Annotated in this window: 18 protein-coding genes and 1 tRNA gene; 10 read left to right on the top strand and 9 right to left on the bottom strand. The window is 62.5% G+C overall.

The features are described from left to right. Positions 1 to 213 precede the first annotated feature (213 nt). Positions 214 to 286 (top strand) — tRNA-Ala (locus tag ACFWAD_RS14170). Positions 287 to 348: 62 nt separating this feature from the next. Then, entirely contained in the window at positions 349 to 1,464 is a 1,116-nt protein-coding gene (locus ACFWAD_RS14165) for an NAD(P)/FAD-dependent oxidoreductase (protein ID WP_378544753.1), read from the top strand. Positions 1,465 to 1,474: 10 nt separating this feature from the next. Here the strand turns inward: ACFWAD_RS14165 and ACFWAD_RS14160 are convergent, their stop codons facing one another. Continuing rightward, the gene (locus ACFWAD_RS14160) at positions 1,475 to 4,009 is read right to left on the bottom strand and encodes an alpha/beta fold hydrolase (protein WP_378544750.1); all 2,535 of its coding nucleotides are present in this window, start codon (positions 4,007 to 4,009) and stop codon (positions 1,475 to 1,477) included. A gap of 178 nt (positions 4,010 to 4,187) precedes the next feature. On the opposite strand from ACFWAD_RS14160, the gene ACFWAD_RS14155 reads away from it, so the two are divergent. From ACFWAD_RS14155 to bluB, 3 genes are all read left to right on the top strand, one after another. Further along, complete coding sequence (locus ACFWAD_RS14155; protein WP_378544747.1) at positions 4,188 to 4,784, top strand: lipocalin family protein; 597 nt, start codon at positions 4,188 to 4,190, stop codon at positions 4,782 to 4,784. Positions 4,785 to 4,865: 81 nt separating this feature from the next. Further along, on the top strand, positions 4,866 to 5,930 hold the full coding sequence (locus ACFWAD_RS14150; protein WP_378544744.1) for a CobW family GTP-binding protein: 1,065 nt from the start codon (positions 4,866 to 4,868) through the stop codon (positions 5,928 to 5,930). Next, positions 5,927 to 6,556, top strand: coding sequence for a 5,6-dimethylbenzimidazole synthase (gene bluB, locus ACFWAD_RS14145; RefSeq protein ID WP_378544741.1), 630 nt, complete (start codon positions 5,927 to 5,929; stop codon positions 6,554 to 6,556). Before ACFWAD_RS14150 ends, bluB begins: the two co-directional genes overlap by 4 nt. A gap of 16 nt (positions 6,557 to 6,572) precedes the next feature. Here the strand turns inward: bluB and ACFWAD_RS14140 are convergent, their stop codons facing one another. From ACFWAD_RS14140 to glp, 4 genes are all read right to left on the bottom strand, one after another. Beyond that, on the bottom strand, positions 6,573 to 8,012 hold the full coding sequence (locus tag ACFWAD_RS14140; protein WP_042450056.1) for a DEAD/DEAH box helicase: 1,440 nt from the start codon (positions 8,010 to 8,012) through the stop codon (positions 6,573 to 6,575). A 228-nt stretch (positions 8,013 to 8,240) separates the two neighbouring features. After that, the gene (locus tag ACFWAD_RS14135) at positions 8,241 to 8,654 is read right to left on the bottom strand and encodes a molybdenum cofactor biosynthesis protein MoaE (protein ID WP_378544738.1); all 414 of its coding nucleotides are present in this window, start codon (positions 8,652 to 8,654) and stop codon (positions 8,241 to 8,243) included. Continuing rightward, positions 8,647 to 9,633: a bifunctional molybdenum cofactor biosynthesis protein MoaC/MoaB gene (moaCB, locus tag ACFWAD_RS14130; protein WP_378533906.1), complete on the bottom strand. Its 987-nt coding sequence runs from the start codon at positions 9,631 to 9,633 to the stop codon at positions 8,647 to 8,649. The genes ACFWAD_RS14135 and moaCB overlap by 8 nt, the downstream gene beginning before the upstream one ends. Before the next feature lie 28 nt (positions 9,634 to 9,661). Then, on the bottom strand, positions 9,662 to 10,864 hold the full coding sequence (gene glp / locus ACFWAD_RS14125; protein ID WP_378534560.1) for a gephyrin-like molybdotransferase Glp: 1,203 nt from the start codon (positions 10,862 to 10,864) through the stop codon (positions 9,662 to 9,664). Positions 10,865 to 10,975: 111 nt separating this feature from the next. On the opposite strand from glp, the gene moaA reads away from it, so the two are divergent. From moaA to ACFWAD_RS14110, 3 genes are all read left to right on the top strand, one after another. Beyond that, positions 10,976 to 12,034, top strand: a complete 1,059-nt coding sequence (gene moaA, locus ACFWAD_RS14120) for a GTP 3',8-cyclase MoaA (RefSeq protein WP_378544733.1) — start codon at positions 10,976 to 10,978, stop codon at positions 12,032 to 12,034. Continuing rightward, positions 12,027 to 12,284, top strand: a complete 258-nt coding sequence (locus tag ACFWAD_RS14115) for a MoaD/ThiS family protein (protein ID WP_317555389.1) — start codon at positions 12,027 to 12,029, stop codon at positions 12,282 to 12,284. The genes moaA and ACFWAD_RS14115 overlap by 8 nt, the downstream gene beginning before the upstream one ends. 314 nt (positions 12,285 to 12,598) lie before the next feature. Beyond that, the gene (locus ACFWAD_RS14110; RefSeq protein WP_378544728.1) at positions 12,599 to 13,354 is read left to right on the top strand and encodes a hypothetical protein; all 756 of its coding nucleotides are present in this window, start codon (positions 12,599 to 12,601) and stop codon (positions 13,352 to 13,354) included. A 25-nt stretch (positions 13,355 to 13,379) separates the two neighbouring features. On the opposite strand, the gene nadE is transcribed toward ACFWAD_RS14110, so the two are convergent. Continuing rightward, a complete protein-coding gene (gene nadE / locus ACFWAD_RS14105; protein WP_378544725.1) occupies positions 13,380 to 14,204 on the bottom strand; it encodes an ammonia-dependent NAD(+) synthetase in 825 nt (274 codons plus the stop codon). A gap of 68 nt (positions 14,205 to 14,272) precedes the next feature. On the opposite strand from nadE, the gene ACFWAD_RS14100 reads away from it, so the two are divergent. Beyond that, a complete protein-coding gene (locus tag ACFWAD_RS14100; protein ID WP_378544722.1) occupies positions 14,273 to 14,827 on the top strand; it encodes a nucleosidase in 555 nt (184 codons plus the stop codon). A gap of 19 nt (positions 14,828 to 14,846) precedes the next feature. Here ACFWAD_RS14100 and ACFWAD_RS14095 read toward each other — a convergent pair whose 3' ends face one another. Together ACFWAD_RS14095 and ACFWAD_RS14090 are read right to left on the bottom strand one after the other, a co-directional pair. Beyond that, positions 14,847 to 15,626: an META domain-containing protein gene (locus ACFWAD_RS14095; RefSeq protein WP_378544719.1), complete on the bottom strand. Its 780-nt coding sequence runs from the start codon at positions 15,624 to 15,626 to the stop codon at positions 14,847 to 14,849. Positions 15,627 to 15,661: 35 nt separating this feature from the next. Beyond that, the gene (locus ACFWAD_RS14090) at positions 15,662 to 16,261 is read right to left on the bottom strand and encodes a TetR/AcrR family transcriptional regulator (RefSeq protein WP_378544716.1); all 600 of its coding nucleotides are present in this window, start codon (positions 16,259 to 16,261) and stop codon (positions 15,662 to 15,664) included. 106 nt (positions 16,262 to 16,367) lie between these two features. Here ACFWAD_RS14090 and ACFWAD_RS14085 point away from each other — a divergent pair, with 106 nt between their 5' ends. Next, a complete protein-coding gene (locus ACFWAD_RS14085) occupies positions 16,368 to 16,934 on the top strand; it encodes an NAD(P)H-dependent oxidoreductase (protein WP_283303672.1) in 567 nt (188 codons plus the stop codon). Between the two features lie 72 nt (positions 16,935 to 17,006). Here ACFWAD_RS14085 and ACFWAD_RS14080 read toward each other — a convergent pair whose 3' ends face one another. Beyond that, entirely contained in the window at positions 17,007 to 17,834 is an 828-nt protein-coding gene (locus tag ACFWAD_RS14080) for a siderophore-interacting protein (RefSeq protein ID WP_378544713.1), read from the bottom strand. Positions 17,835 to 18,081: the final 247 nt, after the last annotated feature.

Here is an 18,081-nt window from a genome sequence, read left to right as displayed (position 1 = left end):
CCTCGTTTGTGCCTCTGGCTTTTTTTCTCCCCCGCCCCCTCCGTTTTTTTTTATACTCGTTTGCTCGTGTGCCGGGGCGGCCCCCTTCGGGGCCCCCCCGCCTCCCTCTGAGCAGGCGATTTGTTGCCCAGGATCGAAGTGGTGTAACTTTCTTCAAGCAAGCGGAAAGCAGAAAAGCCGCTGCGAGTTCGACTGTTAGAGTTAATTGAATACGGGGCTATGGCGCAGCTGGTAGCGCACCACACTGGCAGTGTGGGGGTCAGGGGTTCGAGTCCCCTTAGCTCCACCCAAGACAAATGCTCTGCACCAATCGGTGCAGAGCATTTGTCGTTTTCGGAATGGGGAGTCATGCGCGCACACGTGGTGATAATCGGTGCAGGATATGCGGGCGCCATGGCAGCGAAGCGGCTGCTGAGAACTCGTTCGGACGTCACGGTCACCGTCGTGAATCCGCGCCCACACTTCGTGCAAAGAATCAGGCTCCATCAGATGATCGCGGCTGGCTACGATACGACGGTCTCGTTCGACAGGGCGCTACCGCGTGCGGCACACCGAGTCTTCGGAGAGGTGACGACGATCGAGGCGGCGCTCGGCAGGCTCACCCTCGACGACGGCAGTGTGCTCGACTACGACTATCTGGTCTACGCAGTCGGGAGTGGGCAGTCACCCAGCACTATCGCCGGGGCGGCGGAGCACGGGTTCAGCGTTTCCGAATTCGAGGACGCGGTACGCCTCGAATCCAGGCTGTCGGCAATCGACGAGAAGGCTGCAGTCTGCGTTGTCGGCGGCGGTCTCACCGGAGTCGAGACTGCCGCAGAATTGGCTGAGCAGCGAAGCGGCCGAATCACCTTGGTGACCGGCGGGATCATGGCTCCGGACCTTTCGGAGCGCGCGCGATCAGCGATAGTCAGATCGTTGACCGATCTTGGGGTCGATATTGTCACCGAATCGCGGGTGACTCGGCTCGACGGTTCGTCCTGCGAGCTAGCGGGAGGCATACGGGTGGAGTCCGAATGCACGATCCTCGCGACGGAATTCGGTGTCCCCGAACTGGCGCGCCGAAGTGGCCTTGCCGTCGACGATCTCGGTCGCCTGAAACTCGACAACCGCCTCGAATACCCGTCCTATCCCAACATCGTCGGTGCGGGTGATGCGGTCGCGGTCGGTGATCTGTCACTGAGGATGAGTTGCCAGGCCGCTATCCCCTTGGGAGTTCATGCGGCAGAAACGATCCTGCATCGACTCGACGGTTCCGCGCCGCGTCCGGTGGTTCCGAAGTTCGCCGGACGGTGCATCAGTCTCGGTAGGCGACAAGGGGTTTTCCAGCGGACCACTCGCGTCGACGAAGCAACGGGCATGTTCATCGCAGGCAGGGCGGGTGCATTCGTCAAGGAAAGAGTCTGTTCGTCGACGACCGACTGGGCTGTCACCCCGCGCCGCTCTTTCTTCTACAGCTGGACATGAGCAGCGCTGGTCACGCTCGATCGCAGATTCGGTCGATGATCGCCGCAGTCTTGCGGACGTACGGTTGGCGGACGACGTCTTCGTGGCACGCGTCGACGTCGTCGAAATCGAGTGAGCCCGTGGCAATGAGTGACCAGATCTCGCGTCCACGGTTGTTGGTGGCTCCACGGATCACGGTGACGGGCGCGGCGCATGCTCGTATCCGATGCTTCCGGAGCGCCTGGCCTCCGATGTAGAGGAACACTGTCCACTGGGTGGCCGGTGGGTACTGCAGAATGCCGGCGAACAGCGTGCGGATCCACATCGCGGCTACGGTGCGTCTGGTCGGCTTCCAGCGGGTATTGGTGGATGGTTGTGGTGCGAGGTCGACGATCGACGGATCCAAACTGATGCCCGCACGGTCGGCTAGTCGTGCGGCAGTGTCGGTGGGGATTCTGGTGTCGAGAACGGTGACGTGCTCGACAGTGTCACCGGTCTCGGACAGCTGTGACGCCATTTCCAGCGCCACGTAGCCGCCGTACGAGTAGCCGGCGAGGAGGTAGGGGCCCGTGGGCTGAATCTTCTTGATTTCGAATATGAAACGGCGAGCGCTTGCCTCTACCGACCGATCGGGCAGTCCGCGAGATTCGAAGCCGTGTGGCTGAAGTGCGTAGACCGGGCGATCGGTGTTGAGCGCTTTCGACAAGGTGGACAGTGTTGTCGAGGGGCACCCTGCACCGTTCATGATGAACAGCGGTCGCCCTGACCCTTCGAGCTTCAGTGGAACCATCATGTCGTGAGAGACGCGATCGTCGGGATCGATTGTGCACCGATCGATCAGCGCTGCAAGGTCTTTGACGGTGCTCGCGGTCGCGAACTCTGCCGCCGTGATCCGGACCCTGAACATGTCGTGAATTTTGGCCACCACCTCGGTCGAAGCAAGGGAGTCGCCGCCGAGCTCGAAGAAGTCGTCCTCACGGTCGATGGAATCGATGCCGAGAATCGACTCCCAGATCGAGGACAGCCACAGTTCGGCAGGTCCGGCGAGAGTTGGGGGAGTGTCCCTCACCGCGACGGATGGCAATGTTGTTCTCTCGACCTTCCCCCTTTCGTTACGGGGCAGCTCGGCCATGAGAACAAAATGTCGCGGAAGCATCCAGGCGGGCAGGTATTTCGCCAATTCCCGCCGCATCTCGGCCCCCGACCGAGTCATCACGGCTTTGGTCAGGACCACGTAAGCGACAATCTCCGGTCGATCGTTCTCGAGTACGGCAGCGACGAAAACATCGGCGACGCCGGGAATTCGACGAATATGCGACTCGACTTCCATCGGTTCTACCAGGTAGCCCCGAATCTTGACGGCGTCGTCAACCCGTCCACGCAGTTGTAGTTCGCCGTGTTCGTCGATGCGGCCCCGGTCACCGGTCCGGTAGATACACACCCCCTCGCCGAGACGTGTGAATCGTGCTGCAGTTCGATCCGGGTCGCCGTGGTATCCGTCGGCAAGATCGCTGGAGACAACCTGAATCTCGCCGATCTCCCCGTCGGGGAGAGGCACGCCGTTCACATCGACGATCTGTACGTCCTTGCCATCGCGAGCACGTCCGGCCGGCACCACTCCGTCGGGCAGTTCGGAATGCGGCGGGAACGCGTTGTATGCGACGACGCCGGTCTCAGTGGTGGCCAGCCAGTTGACGTAGGTGACGCGTGCAAAGCCGTGACTGCGATGGCGCGCGTAGTCCTCGCCGTGAACCGGTTCCCCGTACGTCACGACGACCCTCAGCGATCCGAGCGAATTATCCGGTGCTTCATCGGATTCGAGATCCGACCAAGCTCGCAGGAATGACGGTGCGCAGTGCGCGGTCGTGATCGAGTTCTCGATCAGCCAGTCATCGATTCCCGAGACTCCGTCTGTGCGTGGATCCCAGCAGAAGACCGTGACTCCGTTCATCAGTCCCATGATCAGGGCCGTGATTCCGGCTCCGAAACTGACGGGCAACAGGTTCCCGATGTGATCGTCGGGTCGCAGGTCGATTGCTGCGGCAAGTTCGTCGGCTTTGTTCAGGCACATGGAGTGGCTCAGCACGACTCCCTTGGGGGCTCCGCTGGTCCCGGACGTGAACGCGATCATGGCAGGGTCGGAACTGGAGGGTTCAAGCGCGTTGTCGAAACGGAAGCCCGTTGCGGCTGATTCGTCGAGTATCGACTGCAGCGCGACGGCACCCGAGGTGCTCATGATGTGCGCTCGCCGGGCCTTGGGGAGTTGTGGGTCGATCATGACCAACGGCCGACCGGAAATCAGAGTGGCGAGGATGGCGGGTACCGACTCGGCGGTTGGTTCGAGATCGACCGCAACCGGGCAAGCCCCGTGTGACCCGCGCAGGCGAAGTTCGCGGACCAATGCGTCGGTCCGGAGTTCGAGTTCGGCGAAAGTGATCCGGTCGCGCGGAGTCACGACGGCAACGGTGTCGTGCTGCATCGAGGTAACTCGGCGCCACCTCGACTCGATCGTCTCGTCGATGACTGCGTAGCGCGTGCGCTCTAGACCTAAGTCGACAACCTTCATCACAGTAGCTCCGTCCGACTTTCAGCTATCTTTTAGCAAAGACTACATAAGGTATGTGAAGTAGGTCCATAACAAACCAAAAGTAGTTTTACATACGTTCCCATCCTCCAGTCCGTCAGCTCCGAATGCTTTGAGGAACCAATGCCGATCGAGCGTTGTACAGACGAGGAGCAGTGATATGAAGTGGTCGGGGCGAAGTGCGATTGCGGGAGTGTGCGCCGCAGCGGCGATGTTTTCGGGAACCGCGCAGGCGAGCCCACTCTGGGAACCCTTGCAGCCGGTGGCGAACCTGGACGCCGCGCGCTACGTAGGGGAATGGAACCAGGTGGCGGCGATTCCTCAGCCCTTCAACCTCGCGTGCGCGAAGGACACCCGGGCGAGTTACGGGATAGTCGATTCGTCGAACGTGAGCGTGAAGAACACGTGTACGACGTGGACCGGCCAAGCCAACGAGATCGTCGGGAATGCCCGAGTTACCGATCCAGCAACGGGTGCCCAGTTGCATGTGAGCTTCCCCGGGGTGCCCTCACAGGAAAGCTTGGACGGTCCGCCCAATTACATCGTCACGTATATCGCCGACGACTATTCGTGGGCCCTGGTGGGCGATCCGCTCAGGCTTTCCGGGTTCGTGCTCTCACGGTCGCCGGTCGTCGACGCGGCAGGCTGGAGTGAAATCCGCCGGGTCGCCGAATCCCGTGGATACAACGCGTGCACGATCTTGACGTCACCGACCACCGAGGGCACTTCGGACATCCGCCCACTCTGTACGGTGTGAGTCTGCTGTCAGCGTGAACCTTCCGAAGCCACACTCCACTACGATCACTGATCGGTACGTGTGGTTTCGGAAGGTTGTGTGGTGGCGAAGAAGCAGATTCCCGTAATAGTCGTCGCAGGCTTTCTCGGTTCGGGCAAGACGACGCTGCTCAACCATCTCCTGCGTAACAACGACGGCGTACGCATCGGCGTGATCGTCAACGACTTCGGCTCCGTCAACATCGATTCGATGATGGTCGCCGGTCAGGTCGATTCGATGGTCACGCTCAGCAACGGCTGTTTGTGCTGTGCTGTCGACGTCTCCGACATGGACGAGATGCTGAACAAGCTGGCGCACCGGCAATCCGGGATCGACGTGATCGTCATCGAGGCCAGCGGGCTTGCCGAGCCGCGGAACATGATTCGACTCGTCCTCGGAAGTGAGAACCCGTCCGTCGTCTACGGCGGCCTGGTGGTCTTGGTCGACGGAGCCAATTTCTCCACCGTTCGCAGCGAACATCCCGAACTCGATCAACATGTCCGCCTGGCAGACCTGGTGGTAGTCAACAAGATCGACAGCGTTCCCGCCGCCGAGCGCGAGCAATTCTCGGCCGGAATTCGTGAGTTGAACCCGCGAGCGCCGATAGTGGAAACGTCGCACTCGCGGATAGACCCCGCTCTGTTGTTCGATTCCGGTGAGGTGACCCCTCCCGCTCCGGGCGATCAACTGAGCCTTGACGAGCTCCTGCGCGACGGACTCGACCACGATCACGGGCACGACCATGAGGACGGCTCGTGTCACCACGATCACCTGCATCATCGCTACGAGTCGGTTGATTTCATATCGGAGACACCACTCGATGCCAGGGCTCTGACGCACTTTCTCGAGAATCAGCCGTCGGGTGTTTACCGCATCAAGGGATTCGTGAACTTCGAAATTCCCGGGTACACAGGAAAATTCGAGATCCAGTCGGTGGGTGATCATGTTCGGATCACCCCGCTGCGATGGAAGTCGGGCGAACCTCGAACTACGCAACTGGTCGTGATCGGTTCCGGGATGGATTCGGGAGCGGTGGGCAGAGCCCTGCGCACCTGCGTACGAGAAGAAACGGCCGAACCGCACCCCGACGCCATGCTGGGATTGCACCGCTATACCGTCGGAGCGTGAGTGAATCAGATGTATCCGTGTACGAAGCGATTCGGCGACGGCGAGACGTTCGCGCCGAGTTCTCGGGAGAGGTCATCCCGGACGAAACCCTGATGCGAATTCTCGACGCCGCTCACCGCGCGCCGAGCGTGGGAAACACGCAACCGTGGGATTTTGTCGTCGTTCGTAATCCGGAGACGCTCAACACCTTCGCGGCGCACGTCGCCGATGCCCGGATGAATTTCGCGCAGTCTTTGCCCGGGGATCGCCGCTCGACGTTCGACCCCATCAAGATCGAGGGAATTGCCGAGAGCGGTACCGGGATCGTCGTCACTTACGACCCGTCACGCGGTGGCCCGAACATCCTCGGCCGCCACACCGTCGACGACACCGGCCTGTTCTCGGCAGTGCTCGCGATTCAGAATTTGTGGCTCGCCGCGGTAGCCGAGGGGATCGGCATCGGCTGGGTCTCGTTCTACGACGAGAAGTACCTCACCGAACTCATGGGCATTCCGTCACCCGTTCGCCCCATTGCGTGGCTGTGCGTCGGGAAGGTGACTGAATTCCAACAGGTTCCGGATCTCGAGCGCTTCGGATGGCGACAGCGCCGGCCATTGGCCGACGCTGTCCACTACGAAACCTATTGAATTGTGCCTGTGCGGCCTAGCGCGCGGGACGGCCACCGGTGGAGCCCGCAGTGCGAGCGCCGCCGCCGGTGCGGGGACGGCGAGCGCCGCCGCCGGCATGTTCCTGACGGGCAGCGCCGCCGGTGCGTGCACCGCGTGACTGACCGCCCTGTCCGGAGCGAGCCTGACCCGAACGTGCTGCGCCGCCGCGTCCACCCTGGCCGGCGGGGCGCTGTCCGCGTCCACCGTTCGGCTGGGCCGGAGCCTTCGGAGCCGGAGTGACATGCGGTGCGATGTCGCCGACCAACTTGACGACGTGCTCGGAGTTGGCCGTCGAACGAACCGGCGTCACCTTGATGGCTGCCTTACGCATGAGGATCGCGAGATCCTTACGCTGCTCGGGCAAGACCACGGTGACCACGTCGCCGGCGCTGCCTGCGCGAGCCGTGCGACCACTGCGGTGCAGGTAAGCCTTGTGCTCGGCCGGCGGATCGACGTGGACGACCAACTCGACGTCGTCGACGTGGACGCCACGCGCTGCGACGTCGGTGGCGACGAGGACGCGCGCTTCACCGGCGGAGAATGCCGCCAGGTTACGGTCGCGAGCGGCCTGGGAGAGGTTGCCGTGCAGGTCGACGGACGGGATGCCCGACTCGGTGAGCTGGCGAGCCAACTTGCGAGCCTGGTGCTTGGTGCGCATGAACAGGATGCGACGACCGGTACCGGAAGCGAGCTTCTCGACCAGAGCCTTCTTGGCTTCGACGCCGTCGACGTCGAACACGTGGTGCGTCATCGCGGCGACGGGGGAGTTGGCCTCGTCGACCGAATGCATGACCTCGTTCTTGAGGAAACGCTTGACGAGCTTGTCGACGCCGTTGTCGAGCGTCGCCGAGAACAGCAGGCGCTGCCCGTCCTGCGGCGTGGACGAGAGGATGCGGGTGACGACGGGCAGGAAGCCGAGGTCGGCCATGTGGTCGGCCTCGTCGAGCACGGTGATCTCGACGGCGTCGAGGCTCACGAACTTCTGCTTCATGAGGTCTTCGAGGCGACCGGGGCAGGCGACGACGATGTCGACTCCGGCCTTCAGAGCCTGAACCTGGCGGTGCTGCGAGACGCCGCCGAAGATCGTGGTCACGCGCAAGTCGTATGCGGCGGCCAACGGTTCGAGGGTTGCGGTGATCTGGGTGGCGAGCTCACGCGTGGGTGCGAGCACCAAGCCGAGCGGTCGACCCGGGCGACGCTTGCCGCCGGACAGTTCGCCGGCGAGGCGAGAGACCATGGGGATGGAGAACGCGAGGGTCTTTCCGCTTCCGGTCTTTCCGCGGCCCAGTACGTCGCGACCCGAGAGAGTGTCGGGGAGGGTGTCGATCTGGATCGGGAACGGAGAAGTGATTCCGCCGTCTTCGAGAGCTTTCACCAGCGGTGCGCGCACACCGAGGGCTGCGAAGGTGGTAGCGGGCGTAGAGATGTCAGACAAGTGTGTTCAGAGCCTTTCGGGCACGTGTTCGTGCCCGGATGCCGACACGGGAATTAACCGGTCGAACAATCAAGCACAGTGGTGGCGGCGCTGCCGGTCGGCAGGCTTCTTCGCCGTAAGAAGAGCGGGTGCATTGAGCACTCAGCAAGAAATTTTGCGTTCTACGACGCTGGATGCCCGATTTCAGGCACCTAGTGATCGCAACTCTACCTTCCCAGAGCGTTCGACCTACAACCCGACCCATTCGGAGACGCCGTTCGCGAAGTGTTGCCGCTTCCAGATCGGTACCTCGTGCTTGATGCGCTCGACCAGTTCGGCGCACGCGGCAAACGCCTCCGCGCGGTGTGGCGCGGCGACGGCGGCGACCAGTGCGAGGTCTCCGATCTCGAGATGCCCGACGCGATGAATCGCGGCAACCGGTAGGCCGGTCGAGGCTGCAACTTCTTGGCAGCATGTCTGGAGGAAGCGTTCGGCATCCGGATGCGCTTGGTACTCCAACGCCGAAACCGCTTGGCCTTCATCGTGATTGCGCACCGTTCCCGTGAACACCACAACAGCACCGTTCTTCGGACCGGCCACGGCCGCGTCGACGGTGTCTGCATGGATCGGTTGCTCGGAGATCCGAGCCAGTAGCTCACTCATCGTGTGCTCCTCCGCCTGCGACCTGCGCGAGCAGGTGATCGATGATGGGTTCGAGGACGGCGAGACCGTCCTTCACTCCGCCGGGAGAACCCGGAAGATTGACGATGACCGTCGTACCTGTGAGACCTGCCACACCACGGCTCAGTGATGCGTGCGGGGTCTTCTCGAGGCCTTTGGTTCGGATCGCTTCTGCGACCCCGGGCAACTCACGGGTCAAGACCGAGCGGGTAGCTTCCGGGGTTGCATCCGTGGGGGAAGCGCCGGTGCCGCCGGTACTGATGACAAGCGACGGGGAGCCCTGCTTCGCGTCCGCTATGCCCGCCGCGATGTCTGCGTCGGCGTACACGAGCGGTCCACGCACCTCGAAGTCCCGCTCGCGGAGCCAGTCCGCGATCTTCGGTCCGGTGGTGTCGGGTCTGGTTCCGTTGGCGCCGCCAGTTGAAGCGACTAGCACGGTCGCGGACCTCGTCGAGGTGAAGACGTGCTCCGGAGTAGCCGGGGCGCCCTGAGCCTCGCGGGTCCAATGCCCGCGTTTACCACCGTCTTTGGTGAGCAGACGCACACCGTTCATGGTGGCGCCGGGATCGACTGCTTTGACCATGTCGTGCAAGGTCAGGCCGGCCACCGCGACGGCGGTGAGTGCTTCCATCTCGACGCCGGTCTGTCCGCGAGTCTTTGCCGTCGCTTCGACGGTGATCGAGGTTTCGGTGAATCCGAACTCCACCTTGACCGACGAAAGTGCGAGCTGATGACACAACGGAATCAGTTCGGACGTCTTCTTTGCGCCGGCGATTCCGGCGATGCGTGCGGTGGTGAGGACATCGGCCTTGGGCATGCCGTCGGCGCGGACGAGGCGGACCACCTCGGCGGTCGTGACAAGTTCACCGGCAGCGACGGCGATCCGCGTCGTCTCGGCTTTGGCGCTGACGTCGACCATGCGTGCGCGGCCTTCGCTGTCGACGTGTGTCAATTCGGTCATGAGTGTCCTTTGAATCAGATCGAGTGAATCAAATCGAGGAAGTCGAGAGCGGGACGACGTCGACGAGATCGCCTGCGCCGAGTTCGGTCACGGCGGCGGGGATGTCGATCAGGACGTCGGCCCACGCCATGGCTGCAACGAGGTGCGATCCGGGTCCGGCAACGAGTTCGATACCGTCCGCAGTTCTGCGTGCCCGCAGGAACTGCCGTTTGCCGTCCACCGAACGCAGCGGTGCAGTCAACGGGAGTCGCTCGCGCGGGATCTCGGGCAGGCCCGCGGCCCGGCGCAGTTCGCCCCGTGCGAAGACCTCGAAGGAGACCATCGTGCTCACCGGGTTGCCAGGGAAGCTCAGTACCGGCACTTCGTTCACCACGGCAGTGCCTTGCGGGCCGCCCGGTTGCATTGCGACGTGGCCGAATTGCGCCCCCAGGGGTGTGAGGGTCTCCTTCACCACTTCGAAGTCACCCATCGATACTCCGCCGGAAGTGAAAACCAGATCGGCGACCGAGGTTGCGTACGAGAGCAATTCGCGGAATTCAGCCGGATCGTCACTGCTTCGAGCGACGGATACGACATCGGCACCGTTGGCTTCGGCCAATGTTGCCAAAGCTGCACCGTTGGAATCGTAGATCTCGCCGGGTTCGAGAGTTGTTCCGGCACTCTTGAGTTCGGCGCCCGTCGTGATGACGGCGACCCGTGGTCTCGTGTACGTGTCGAGTGAGGCCAACCCGACGGCGCTCAGCGCAGCGATATGGCGAGGTTCCAAGTGCGTTCCCGCCGTGACCAGTAGCATTCCGGCAGTGATGTCACTGCCGCGTTCGCGAACGAATTCGCCTACAGACCTGCCCCGTTCGATGGTGACGACGTGTTCGGTGACGCCCGTGGTGTCCTCGACGGGAACGACGGCGTCGGCACCTTCGGGGAGCGGCGCACCGGTCATGATGCGAAATGCCGATCCTGGAAGGTGTTTCGGTGGTTTTCCGCTTCCGGCGGCGATCACACCTCGAACCGTCAGCGTGGTGGGAACCGAGGCCACGGATGCGGCGTCGACCGCATATCCGTCCATCTGAGAGTTACGAAAGAGCGGGAGGTCCACCGGAGATGCGATATCAGAGCAAGTTATGCGCCCCAACGCTTCTGCCGTCGGAACCTCCGACGGAGAGAGGGTGTGCAGGCCCGAGAGCAATTCGGAGATGTGCGACGCGTGTTCCTCGACCGAACGCGCGCTCATGACAGTAACCTCGACAACCTCGACATGTTTTGATCCTAGGCGGTGTGGTCCGTCCGACACACGGAGTACGGCTTTCGGTCATACTGGAGCAATACGGAAGTTGGTGAAGTGATGACAGTGGTCTCGATGGGAATTCCCACCGTGCGGTTTGACGCCGCCGCCCTCACCGGCCGTCCCGAGACCGATCTCCTGGTCGACAAGTTCGGGCGTGTTGCCCGAGATCTGCGAGTGTCGATCACCGAGAAGTGTTCGCTTCGTTGTACGTATTGCATGCCGGAGGAAGGCCTACCGGCCATCGCCGCGGAAGATCTTCTGAGTGCTGACGAGATCATTCGAATGGTCGGAATCGGCGTCGAACGAGCCGGTATCCGTGAAGTGAGGTTCACCGGCGGGGAACCACTGATGCGCAGCGACCTCGAAAAAATCATCGCCGGGTGCGCTACTCGCGTGCCGGGTATTCCACTTGCCATGACTACCAACGCGGTTGGGCTCGAACATCGGGCTGCGAAGTTGGCCGCAGCGGGTCTGACCCGCGTCAATGTTTCTCTGGATTCGGTTGACCGCGCCCACTTCGCAGAATTGACACGTAGAGACAGGCTGCCATCGGTTCTCGCGGGAATTCGAGCAGCTGCGGCGGCCGGACTCGCGCCACTGAAGATAAATGCGGTTCTCATGCGTGAAACGCTCCACGGAGCGGCGGACCTTTTGCAGTGGTGTCTCGATGCCGGCGTCGAATTGCGTTTCATCGAGCAAATGCCTCTGGATGCAGATCACGCATGGGCCCGCGAGAATATGGTGACCGCCGCTGAATTGTTGTCCGTATTGAGTGGTCGTTTCGAATTGGAAGCAATAGGCCGCGAAGACCCGTCGGCTCCAGCTGAAGAATGGCGTGTCAATGGGACCTCGATGACGGTAGGAATCATCGCTTCCGTGACCCGTTCTTTCTGCAGTGATTGCGACCGGACCCGAATGACCGCCGAAGGGACAATTCGGTCATGTTTGTTCAGTGATCGCGAAGTCGATTTGCGTGCGGCGCTCAGGTCGGGAGCAAGTGATGACGAACTTGCGGATTTGTGGCGCGGTGCGATGTGGAACAAGTGGGCAGGGCACGGCATCGACGCCGCGGACTTCGTTCCGCCGGAAAGAAGTATGGGAGCGATTGGTGGCTGATTCGCATTCGATCTCGGTTCGATACTTTGCTGCTGCAGCGGATGTGTCCGGGTGTCGCAGCGAGGTAGTCGCTATCTCGCCCGACAACACACTTGCAGAGTTGGTGGCGGTGCTGGTCGGGCAATACGGGCCGGAGATGGAGCGAGTGCTGTCGGTCTCGGCGTTCCTCGTGGGTGACGAGTTGACTCGCGACGTCACTCGGCCCTCCGGTAGTGCTGTCGATATTCTTCCGCCTTTCGCGGGAGGATAGTCCGAGGATTGTCGGCGTAGCTATTTGTCGGCGGCAGATTTATTGTCGGATTTCAGCGGCCCGGTTCAAATGGGCTGATTGATATTGCTGCACTTCACGTAGCGTTTATCCCCATCTTCTCTGTTCTTGGTCAATTGTCCAGAATTGGTCGTTTTGTTTCAATTCTCCTACTTTTAGGGGAGTAATTGCACTTTTGTTTGCCGATGCAAATTGTCATCTGTTCGGATGACAAAAGAAATTCCTCCGCTGTTGGTAATTGTCGGCATGTGTTAATTTTGGCGCAATTCCAGTCGGGATATGCGAAAGGTATTTCAATGTCGATTAATTCCACGCGCCGTGTCGGAGTCGTCGTAGCACTCCTCGGAGCAGCTGCACTCACTGCTCCGGCAATTGCTACTGCACTTCCGTCCACCGGTTCGCTCGGCTCTTCTGCTCCGGAAGCCTCGTGCTCGACCCTGTCCACCGAAACGACGCCGAACGGATGGGGCATCCCGTTCGCCGACGAGAAGGACCAGACCGCGTCGTACTCGGCCGAAAATGTCCTGGACAAGGACGGCTCACTGAAGCTGGCCGTCGACGGTACCGGCGATCGTTCGGTTTCCTACCATTCGGCCGGCGGTATCAAGCTGTCCGACGCAGTCGGCAAGGCGATCGGCTTTGCCGAGCGCGCCGCCACGCCGACTGCGGCGTTCCAGCTCCGCCTCACCGGAACGACCGGCGGAAAGTTCGAGAACGGATTCACCACCCTGGTGTGGGTCCCGGGACCCGACGCGACGCCGACGGCTGACGGCGGCGTTCACGCGGATATCCAGAAGGGCGTGTGGTGGAGCACTCAGAACATCGACGGCGCCAAGGACCGCGTGTCAGTGCCTTTGGCTGACATCGTTGCTGCGAACCCGAAGGCGGTTGTCGATCACTACGGAGTCAGCGTGGGCACCGGATCCGCAGCCACGTCGACTCTGGTCGATGCGGTGCAGTTCAACGGATGCACCACCAACTTCGCGAAGAAGGATCCGGCCTCGGGAACGGGTTCGCTGGGCAACATCTTCGGCAGCCTGTTCGGTAGCTAGTCGCTGGTAAGAACTCTGGTAGGAGTTACTGCCACCAGTTATCCAGGGGGGTGACCGGCTCCGTGCGCTTGTGACGAGTGTTGGTGAACATCTTCTCGAGCTTCTCGGCTACCTCGGAGGAAACGTCCTTTCCTTCGAGGTAGTCGTCTATCTGTGAGTAGGTGACACCCAGGGCAACTTCGTCGGGCAGCGCGGGCCGGTCGTCCTCGAGGTCGGCGGTCGGAACCTTGCGCCACGTGCTCTCCGGTGCGCCCAATTCCTGCAGGAGCGCAGCGCCCTGACGTTTGCTCAGACCGGTGAGCGGGGTGATGTCGACACCTCCGTCGCCGAATTTCGTGAAGAACCCGGTGATCGCTTCCGCAGCATGGTCGGTACCGATCACCAGGTAGCCGAGCTGCCCGGCTATCGCATACTGAATGACCATGCGTTCGCGCGCTTTGATGTTGCCGCGGACGAAGTCGCGCAGTTCGCCGTTCCCCAACGCCTCGGACGCCTCACGGGCTGTGGCGTCGGCGCCCGGCTTGACGTTGACCGTGAGCGAGCGATCCGGCTTGATGAAGCCGAGTGCGATCTGCGCATCGGATTCGTCGGCTTGTGCGCCATAGGGGAGTCGGACCGCGACGAACTCGGCGTCGTGGCCTTCTTCGCGAAGCTCGGTGACGGCGCGTTGGGCGAGAGCCCCGGCGAGCGTGCTGTCCTGACCGCCGCTGATTCCCAGAACGAACCCTGTGGCGGGGGTCGAGCGAACGTAGTCCTTCAGGAACTGGACTCGCGCGCGAACCTCCGCTGCGGCGTCGATTGTCGGCTTTGTGCCGAGTTCTTCGATGATGCTTTCACGCAGTGTGGCCATGAATGGACTCTAGCGATGTGAGCAGGCGCGTGCAGTGCCACCGCAACCTGGGCGGTACGGTCGCGCACATGAGTGCGAACAACGTTCTGGTGGTCAGTGCGACGAAGTCGGAAGCGGCCTATGTGCCGCAAGGGTACGAACTGCTGATCACGGGGATCGGAAAGGTCAGTGCTGCAACGGCAGTCGCCTCCGCTCTCGCGCGGTACGAGCGCGAGAACCTGCCGCTGGTCGTCAACATCGGGACAGCCGGTGCGCTGCATGCGCACCACGGCGGTCTTTTCGTTCCCGGCGTTGTCATCAATCACGACATCAGCAGCACCGCGATTCGAGCGTTGGGACACGACGTCGTGGATCGTCTGGTGCTCGATGGTGGGGACGACTCTGTATTGGCCACCGGCGACGCATTCATCGCCGACGCGGTGACCCGCGATGCCCTCGCTCAGCGCGCCGATCTGGTCGACATGGAGGGCTTTGCCATCGCGTTTGCCGCGAAGGCCGCGGGTGCAAATTGCCGCCTCGTCAAACACGTCAGCGATCACGCGGACGACTCGGCCATGGACTGGCCGGCGATGATCGATGCCAGCGCCCGTGAGTTGGGACGCTGGCTGCTCGACAACGCTTGATCAGGCCTGCACCGTCTGATCAAGCCTGAGCAGTCAGTATCAATCCGGTGTCGTCGGGCGTGCGCAGTGTCAGCGTGTCGGCGTCGATGGTGTAGCTCACTTCACCGTCGAGCACTGCCAGGACCTGACGCTCGATGTCCATGTTCTCCTCGGGGCAAGCCATGCGAGTGGTACCCATCGGCGCGAACGTGACTGTGGTGTCGGATACCTGGGCGCTTCCGGTCATGCGATTGCATCCGGTGGTCCCGCTGACCGAACCGCCTGTGGCGATCGTGAGCTCGGGCGCTGACGTCTCCAGCGCCAGACTCGTACTGATCGCGTCGGGGCTGATGAGAGACGTGACGGTCCAGGTCGTGCCTTGGAGCGCTCGATCCGGCGTGACGACTTTCTTGTCCTGCAGGGTGACGGTGGCATCGCCGGAGGTAAGGGTGAGGGTGTCGCCGTCGAGGCTCCACGTCGGCGCGGCGGTCAGCAATGTTGTTGTCCAGGCGTCCGATTCGGCGATACCGGGAGGGCAGCCCATCATGGTCGACGCCATCGTGCCTGTGGTCAGCTTGCCGTCGGTGAACTCGACCGAGCCGTTCGCGGTGTTGCATCCGGCGCTCGCGGACACTCGACCGGCTTGGCTGAAGTCGAGAGTCAGTGGGCCGCCGCCGGGAATCGGTGTTCCGTCGACCGAGGTCGAGATGAAGACGCGCCCGGAGGGGTTCGACTTGTCCTCGGGGGAGTCGGACGAAGCGGAGCAACCGCTTACCGCGGCGATGGTCAGGAGGCCGATGACGGCTGCAGCGATGCGCATGGGCTCACATTAAGTGGTGGGACGGATCTGGGGAGTCAACATCGAGTAACGCGTCGGGCAAGGTCTTCCCAGCCGGCCGCCAGGCGCTCGGTGGTCATCCCGAGATCGCGTCCCTGATGAAGGACGAGCGACGCTTCGAGTGGTGCCAGCAGTGCCGAAGCGAGCAGATCCAGGTCGCCCTCGACGCCGGCTCCTCGAAGAAGTCCGATGACGTGAGCGATGCCGAGTGCTCGGGCCGGACCGCCGAAGCGGTATTCGGGGGCATTCTCCGCGGCGCGAAGAACTTCGCCCTGTACTTCCACCATGGCGATCCGGGCGCGGCCGAACGCGATGAGGCGCTCGATCGGCGGCGCACCCGGGCCCAACGGTGGGGGGCCGAACATGAATGCCTGCTGCAACTCTCGCTCCGTGTGATCGAGCAGAGCCTGCATCAGTCCTGATCGATTGCCGAAGCGCCGAAAAACTGTGCCCTTGCCCACACCGGCTCGGCATGCGACGGCATCCATCGTCACCGCGTCGACACCTCGCTCGGCGACGAGGAGGGCTGCGGCGTCGAGCAGAAGTGCGCGGTTACGTGCTGCGTCACCGCGCTCGACCGGCGCGGCGCCGATCTGGGGGAGGGGGATTGCGCTCACGGGATCAGGTTACAGGGCTGGGGAATGTAAGTGGACCGCGGTCCGTTTAGTTGATATAACTTTCAACCGGAGCCACCAACCGCACCACTCTCGAAGGAAACTCGTTATGTCACAGACCAATGTTCTCGTTCTCGTCGGCAGCCTGCGCGCCGGATCCGTCAATCGCCAGCTTGCCGAGACTGCTGTGTCCGCCGCGCCCGAGGGTGCTGCGCTGACGGTCTTCGAAGGCCTCGCCGACGTTCCCTTCTACAACGAAGACATCGACGTCGAGGGTGCTTCCATCCCCGCTGTCGACGCGCTGCGCTCCGCTGCGAGCAACGCGGACGCCTTCCTGCTCGTCACCCCCGAGTACAACGGCACCATCCCCGCAGTACTGAAGAACGCCATCGACTGGATCTCGCGTCCGTACGGCGTCGGCGCAGTCAAGGACAAGGCTGTCGCAGTCATCAGTGCTTCGCCCAGCGGCAACGGCGCCAAGTGGGCACACGAAGACACCACCAAGGCAGTCGGCATCGCCGGTGGCAAGGTCGTCGAGGACACCGCACTGAGCATCGGTGGAACCGGCGCACTGTTCGGTGAGCTGCACCCGCGTGAGAACGCAGAGGTGCTCGCTCAGGTCTCCAAGGTCGTCTCCGACCTCGTCGACGCCAGCAAGCAGCTCGTCAACGCTTGATCCGTTTCACAGCCGAGGGCCATGCCGAAAGGTGTGGCCCTCAGCTGTATATGGACTAAAGCTCTTGTGTACTTAGAGCCCTTCGCGTTCCATCGCGTCGTCGACGGCGTCGCGCACCGACTCGAAATCCTTGCCCGCCATCATCGCTTCGCCCATCGCGGCATCTATCCGGTCGGCGACCGCGGCGTACCGACGCTCCCAGTTCTCCTTGTCCTCTCGCCAATAGCCCATCACGTGCATGTGTGCTGCCGGAATATTGATCGTTCGACGCAGATGGGTGCGGATGCGTCTGGCGGCCGCTGCCTCGACTGCGCACCAGATATAGCCGGTGCCGGGCGGTAGGGGATAGGCGGACAGTTCGGTGAGGAGAGAGCCCGCTGTGTCGAGCCATCGGTAGTGAGCGTCGGCGCGCGTGGTGAACGTCTGCTGTTCGCTCGGCGCGGGCACCTGTGCGATGACGTGGATCGGCAGACCGCCTGGGGCCTCTTCGAGAATTCGCCCGACTGCCGGCAGAGCGGCGTGATCGGCGACGAGTAGGAGCCAGTCGCACTCTGTCGGCGGCTCGAACCATCCGCTGGCGGTCGAGAGGTGGACGGTCTCGCCTGCTTGCGCATTCTCGGCCCAGAGAGCGGCTCCGCCATGGCCGTGGAGAACGAAGTCGATCTCCAGTTCGTTCTTCGACGGCTGCCAGCGCCGGACTGTGTAACTGCGGGCGTGAGGGGGATCGAGAGGGAATCTGACGAGCACCCGTTCGTCGGGGCTTCCGCTCGTCTCGAAGTCGCTCAGGCCGGTGCCGCCGAAGGTGATTCTGCGCATCAGCGGTGTCACCTGCTGCGTTCTCGTCACGGTTGCCTGGTGGCGCGGAGCTTCGTCCTTCGGGGGTGTTTCCACGACCCTCATGGTAGGTCCGTGACGCGGCTCCGAGAGGCCGGCGAGCACCAAAAGAAAATGTGACGGGCGACACGCCGACGCGCCGGGAAATGTGGGCGCTGAACTGGGGCGACCTGGGAATTCCAACGATGTGACTCACAACATCTCGCGTTATGTGTTTCTGTCGGCCACTAGGTGTAGTGTCTTGAGCACTGAGAGACCACAACGCGGAACGCCTCGAGCGAGACTCCGGCAATCGGTCGAATCGGTGCTGAAC

The organism is Rhodococcus sp. NPDC059969, assembly GCF_042738325.1.
GTDB lineage: Bacteria > Actinomycetota > Actinomycetes > Mycobacteriales > Mycobacteriaceae > Rhodococcus_F.
The sequence above is the reverse complement of the archived record's forward strand: the minus strand, read 5'-3'. Positions and strand labels throughout refer to the sequence as shown.

Coding starts and splice junctions, on each gene's coding strand:
- ACFWAD_RS14155 (WP_378544747.1), top strand. CDS start 4,188: ATGAAGTGGTCGGGGCGAAGTGCGATTGCGGGAGTGTGCGCCGCAGCG.
- ACFWAD_RS14100 (WP_378544722.1), top strand. CDS start 14,273: ATGAGTGCGAACAACGTTCTGGTGGTCAGTGCGACGAAGTCGGAAGCG.
- moaA (WP_378544733.1), top strand. CDS start 10,976: ATGACAGTGGTCTCGATGGGAATTCCCACCGTGCGGTTTGACGCCGCC.
- ACFWAD_RS14095 (WP_378544719.1), bottom strand. CDS start 15,626: ATGCGCATCGCTGCAGCCGTCATCGGCCTCCTGACCATCGCCGCGGTA.
- moaCB (WP_378533906.1), bottom strand. CDS start 9,633: ATGACCGAATTGACACACGTCGACAGCGAAGGCCGCGCACGCATGGTC.
- ACFWAD_RS14085 (WP_283303672.1), top strand. CDS start 16,368: ATGTCACAGACCAATGTTCTCGTTCTCGTCGGCAGCCTGCGCGCCGGA.
- ACFWAD_RS14165 (WP_378544753.1), top strand. CDS start 349: ATGCGCGCACACGTGGTGATAATCGGTGCAGGATATGCGGGCGCCATG.
- ACFWAD_RS14160 (WP_378544750.1), bottom strand. CDS start 4,009: ATGAAGGTTGTCGACTTAGGTCTAGAGCGCACGCGCTACGCAGTCATC.
- glp (WP_378534560.1), bottom strand. CDS start 10,864: ATGAGCGCGCGTTCGGTCGAGGAACACGCGTCGCACATCTCCGAATTG.
- ACFWAD_RS14135 (WP_378544738.1), bottom strand. CDS start 8,654: ATGAGTGAGCTACTGGCTCGGATCTCCGAGCAACCGATCCATGCAGAC.
- ACFWAD_RS14080 (WP_378544713.1), bottom strand. CDS start 17,834: ATGAGGGTCGTGGAAACACCCCCGAAGGACGAAGCTCCGCGCCACCAG.
- ACFWAD_RS14110 (WP_378544728.1), top strand. CDS start 12,599: ATGTCGATTAATTCCACGCGCCGTGTCGGAGTCGTCGTAGCACTCCTC.
- nadE (WP_378544725.1), bottom strand. CDS start 14,204: ATGGCCACACTGCGTGAAAGCATCATCGAAGAACTCGGCACAAAGCCG.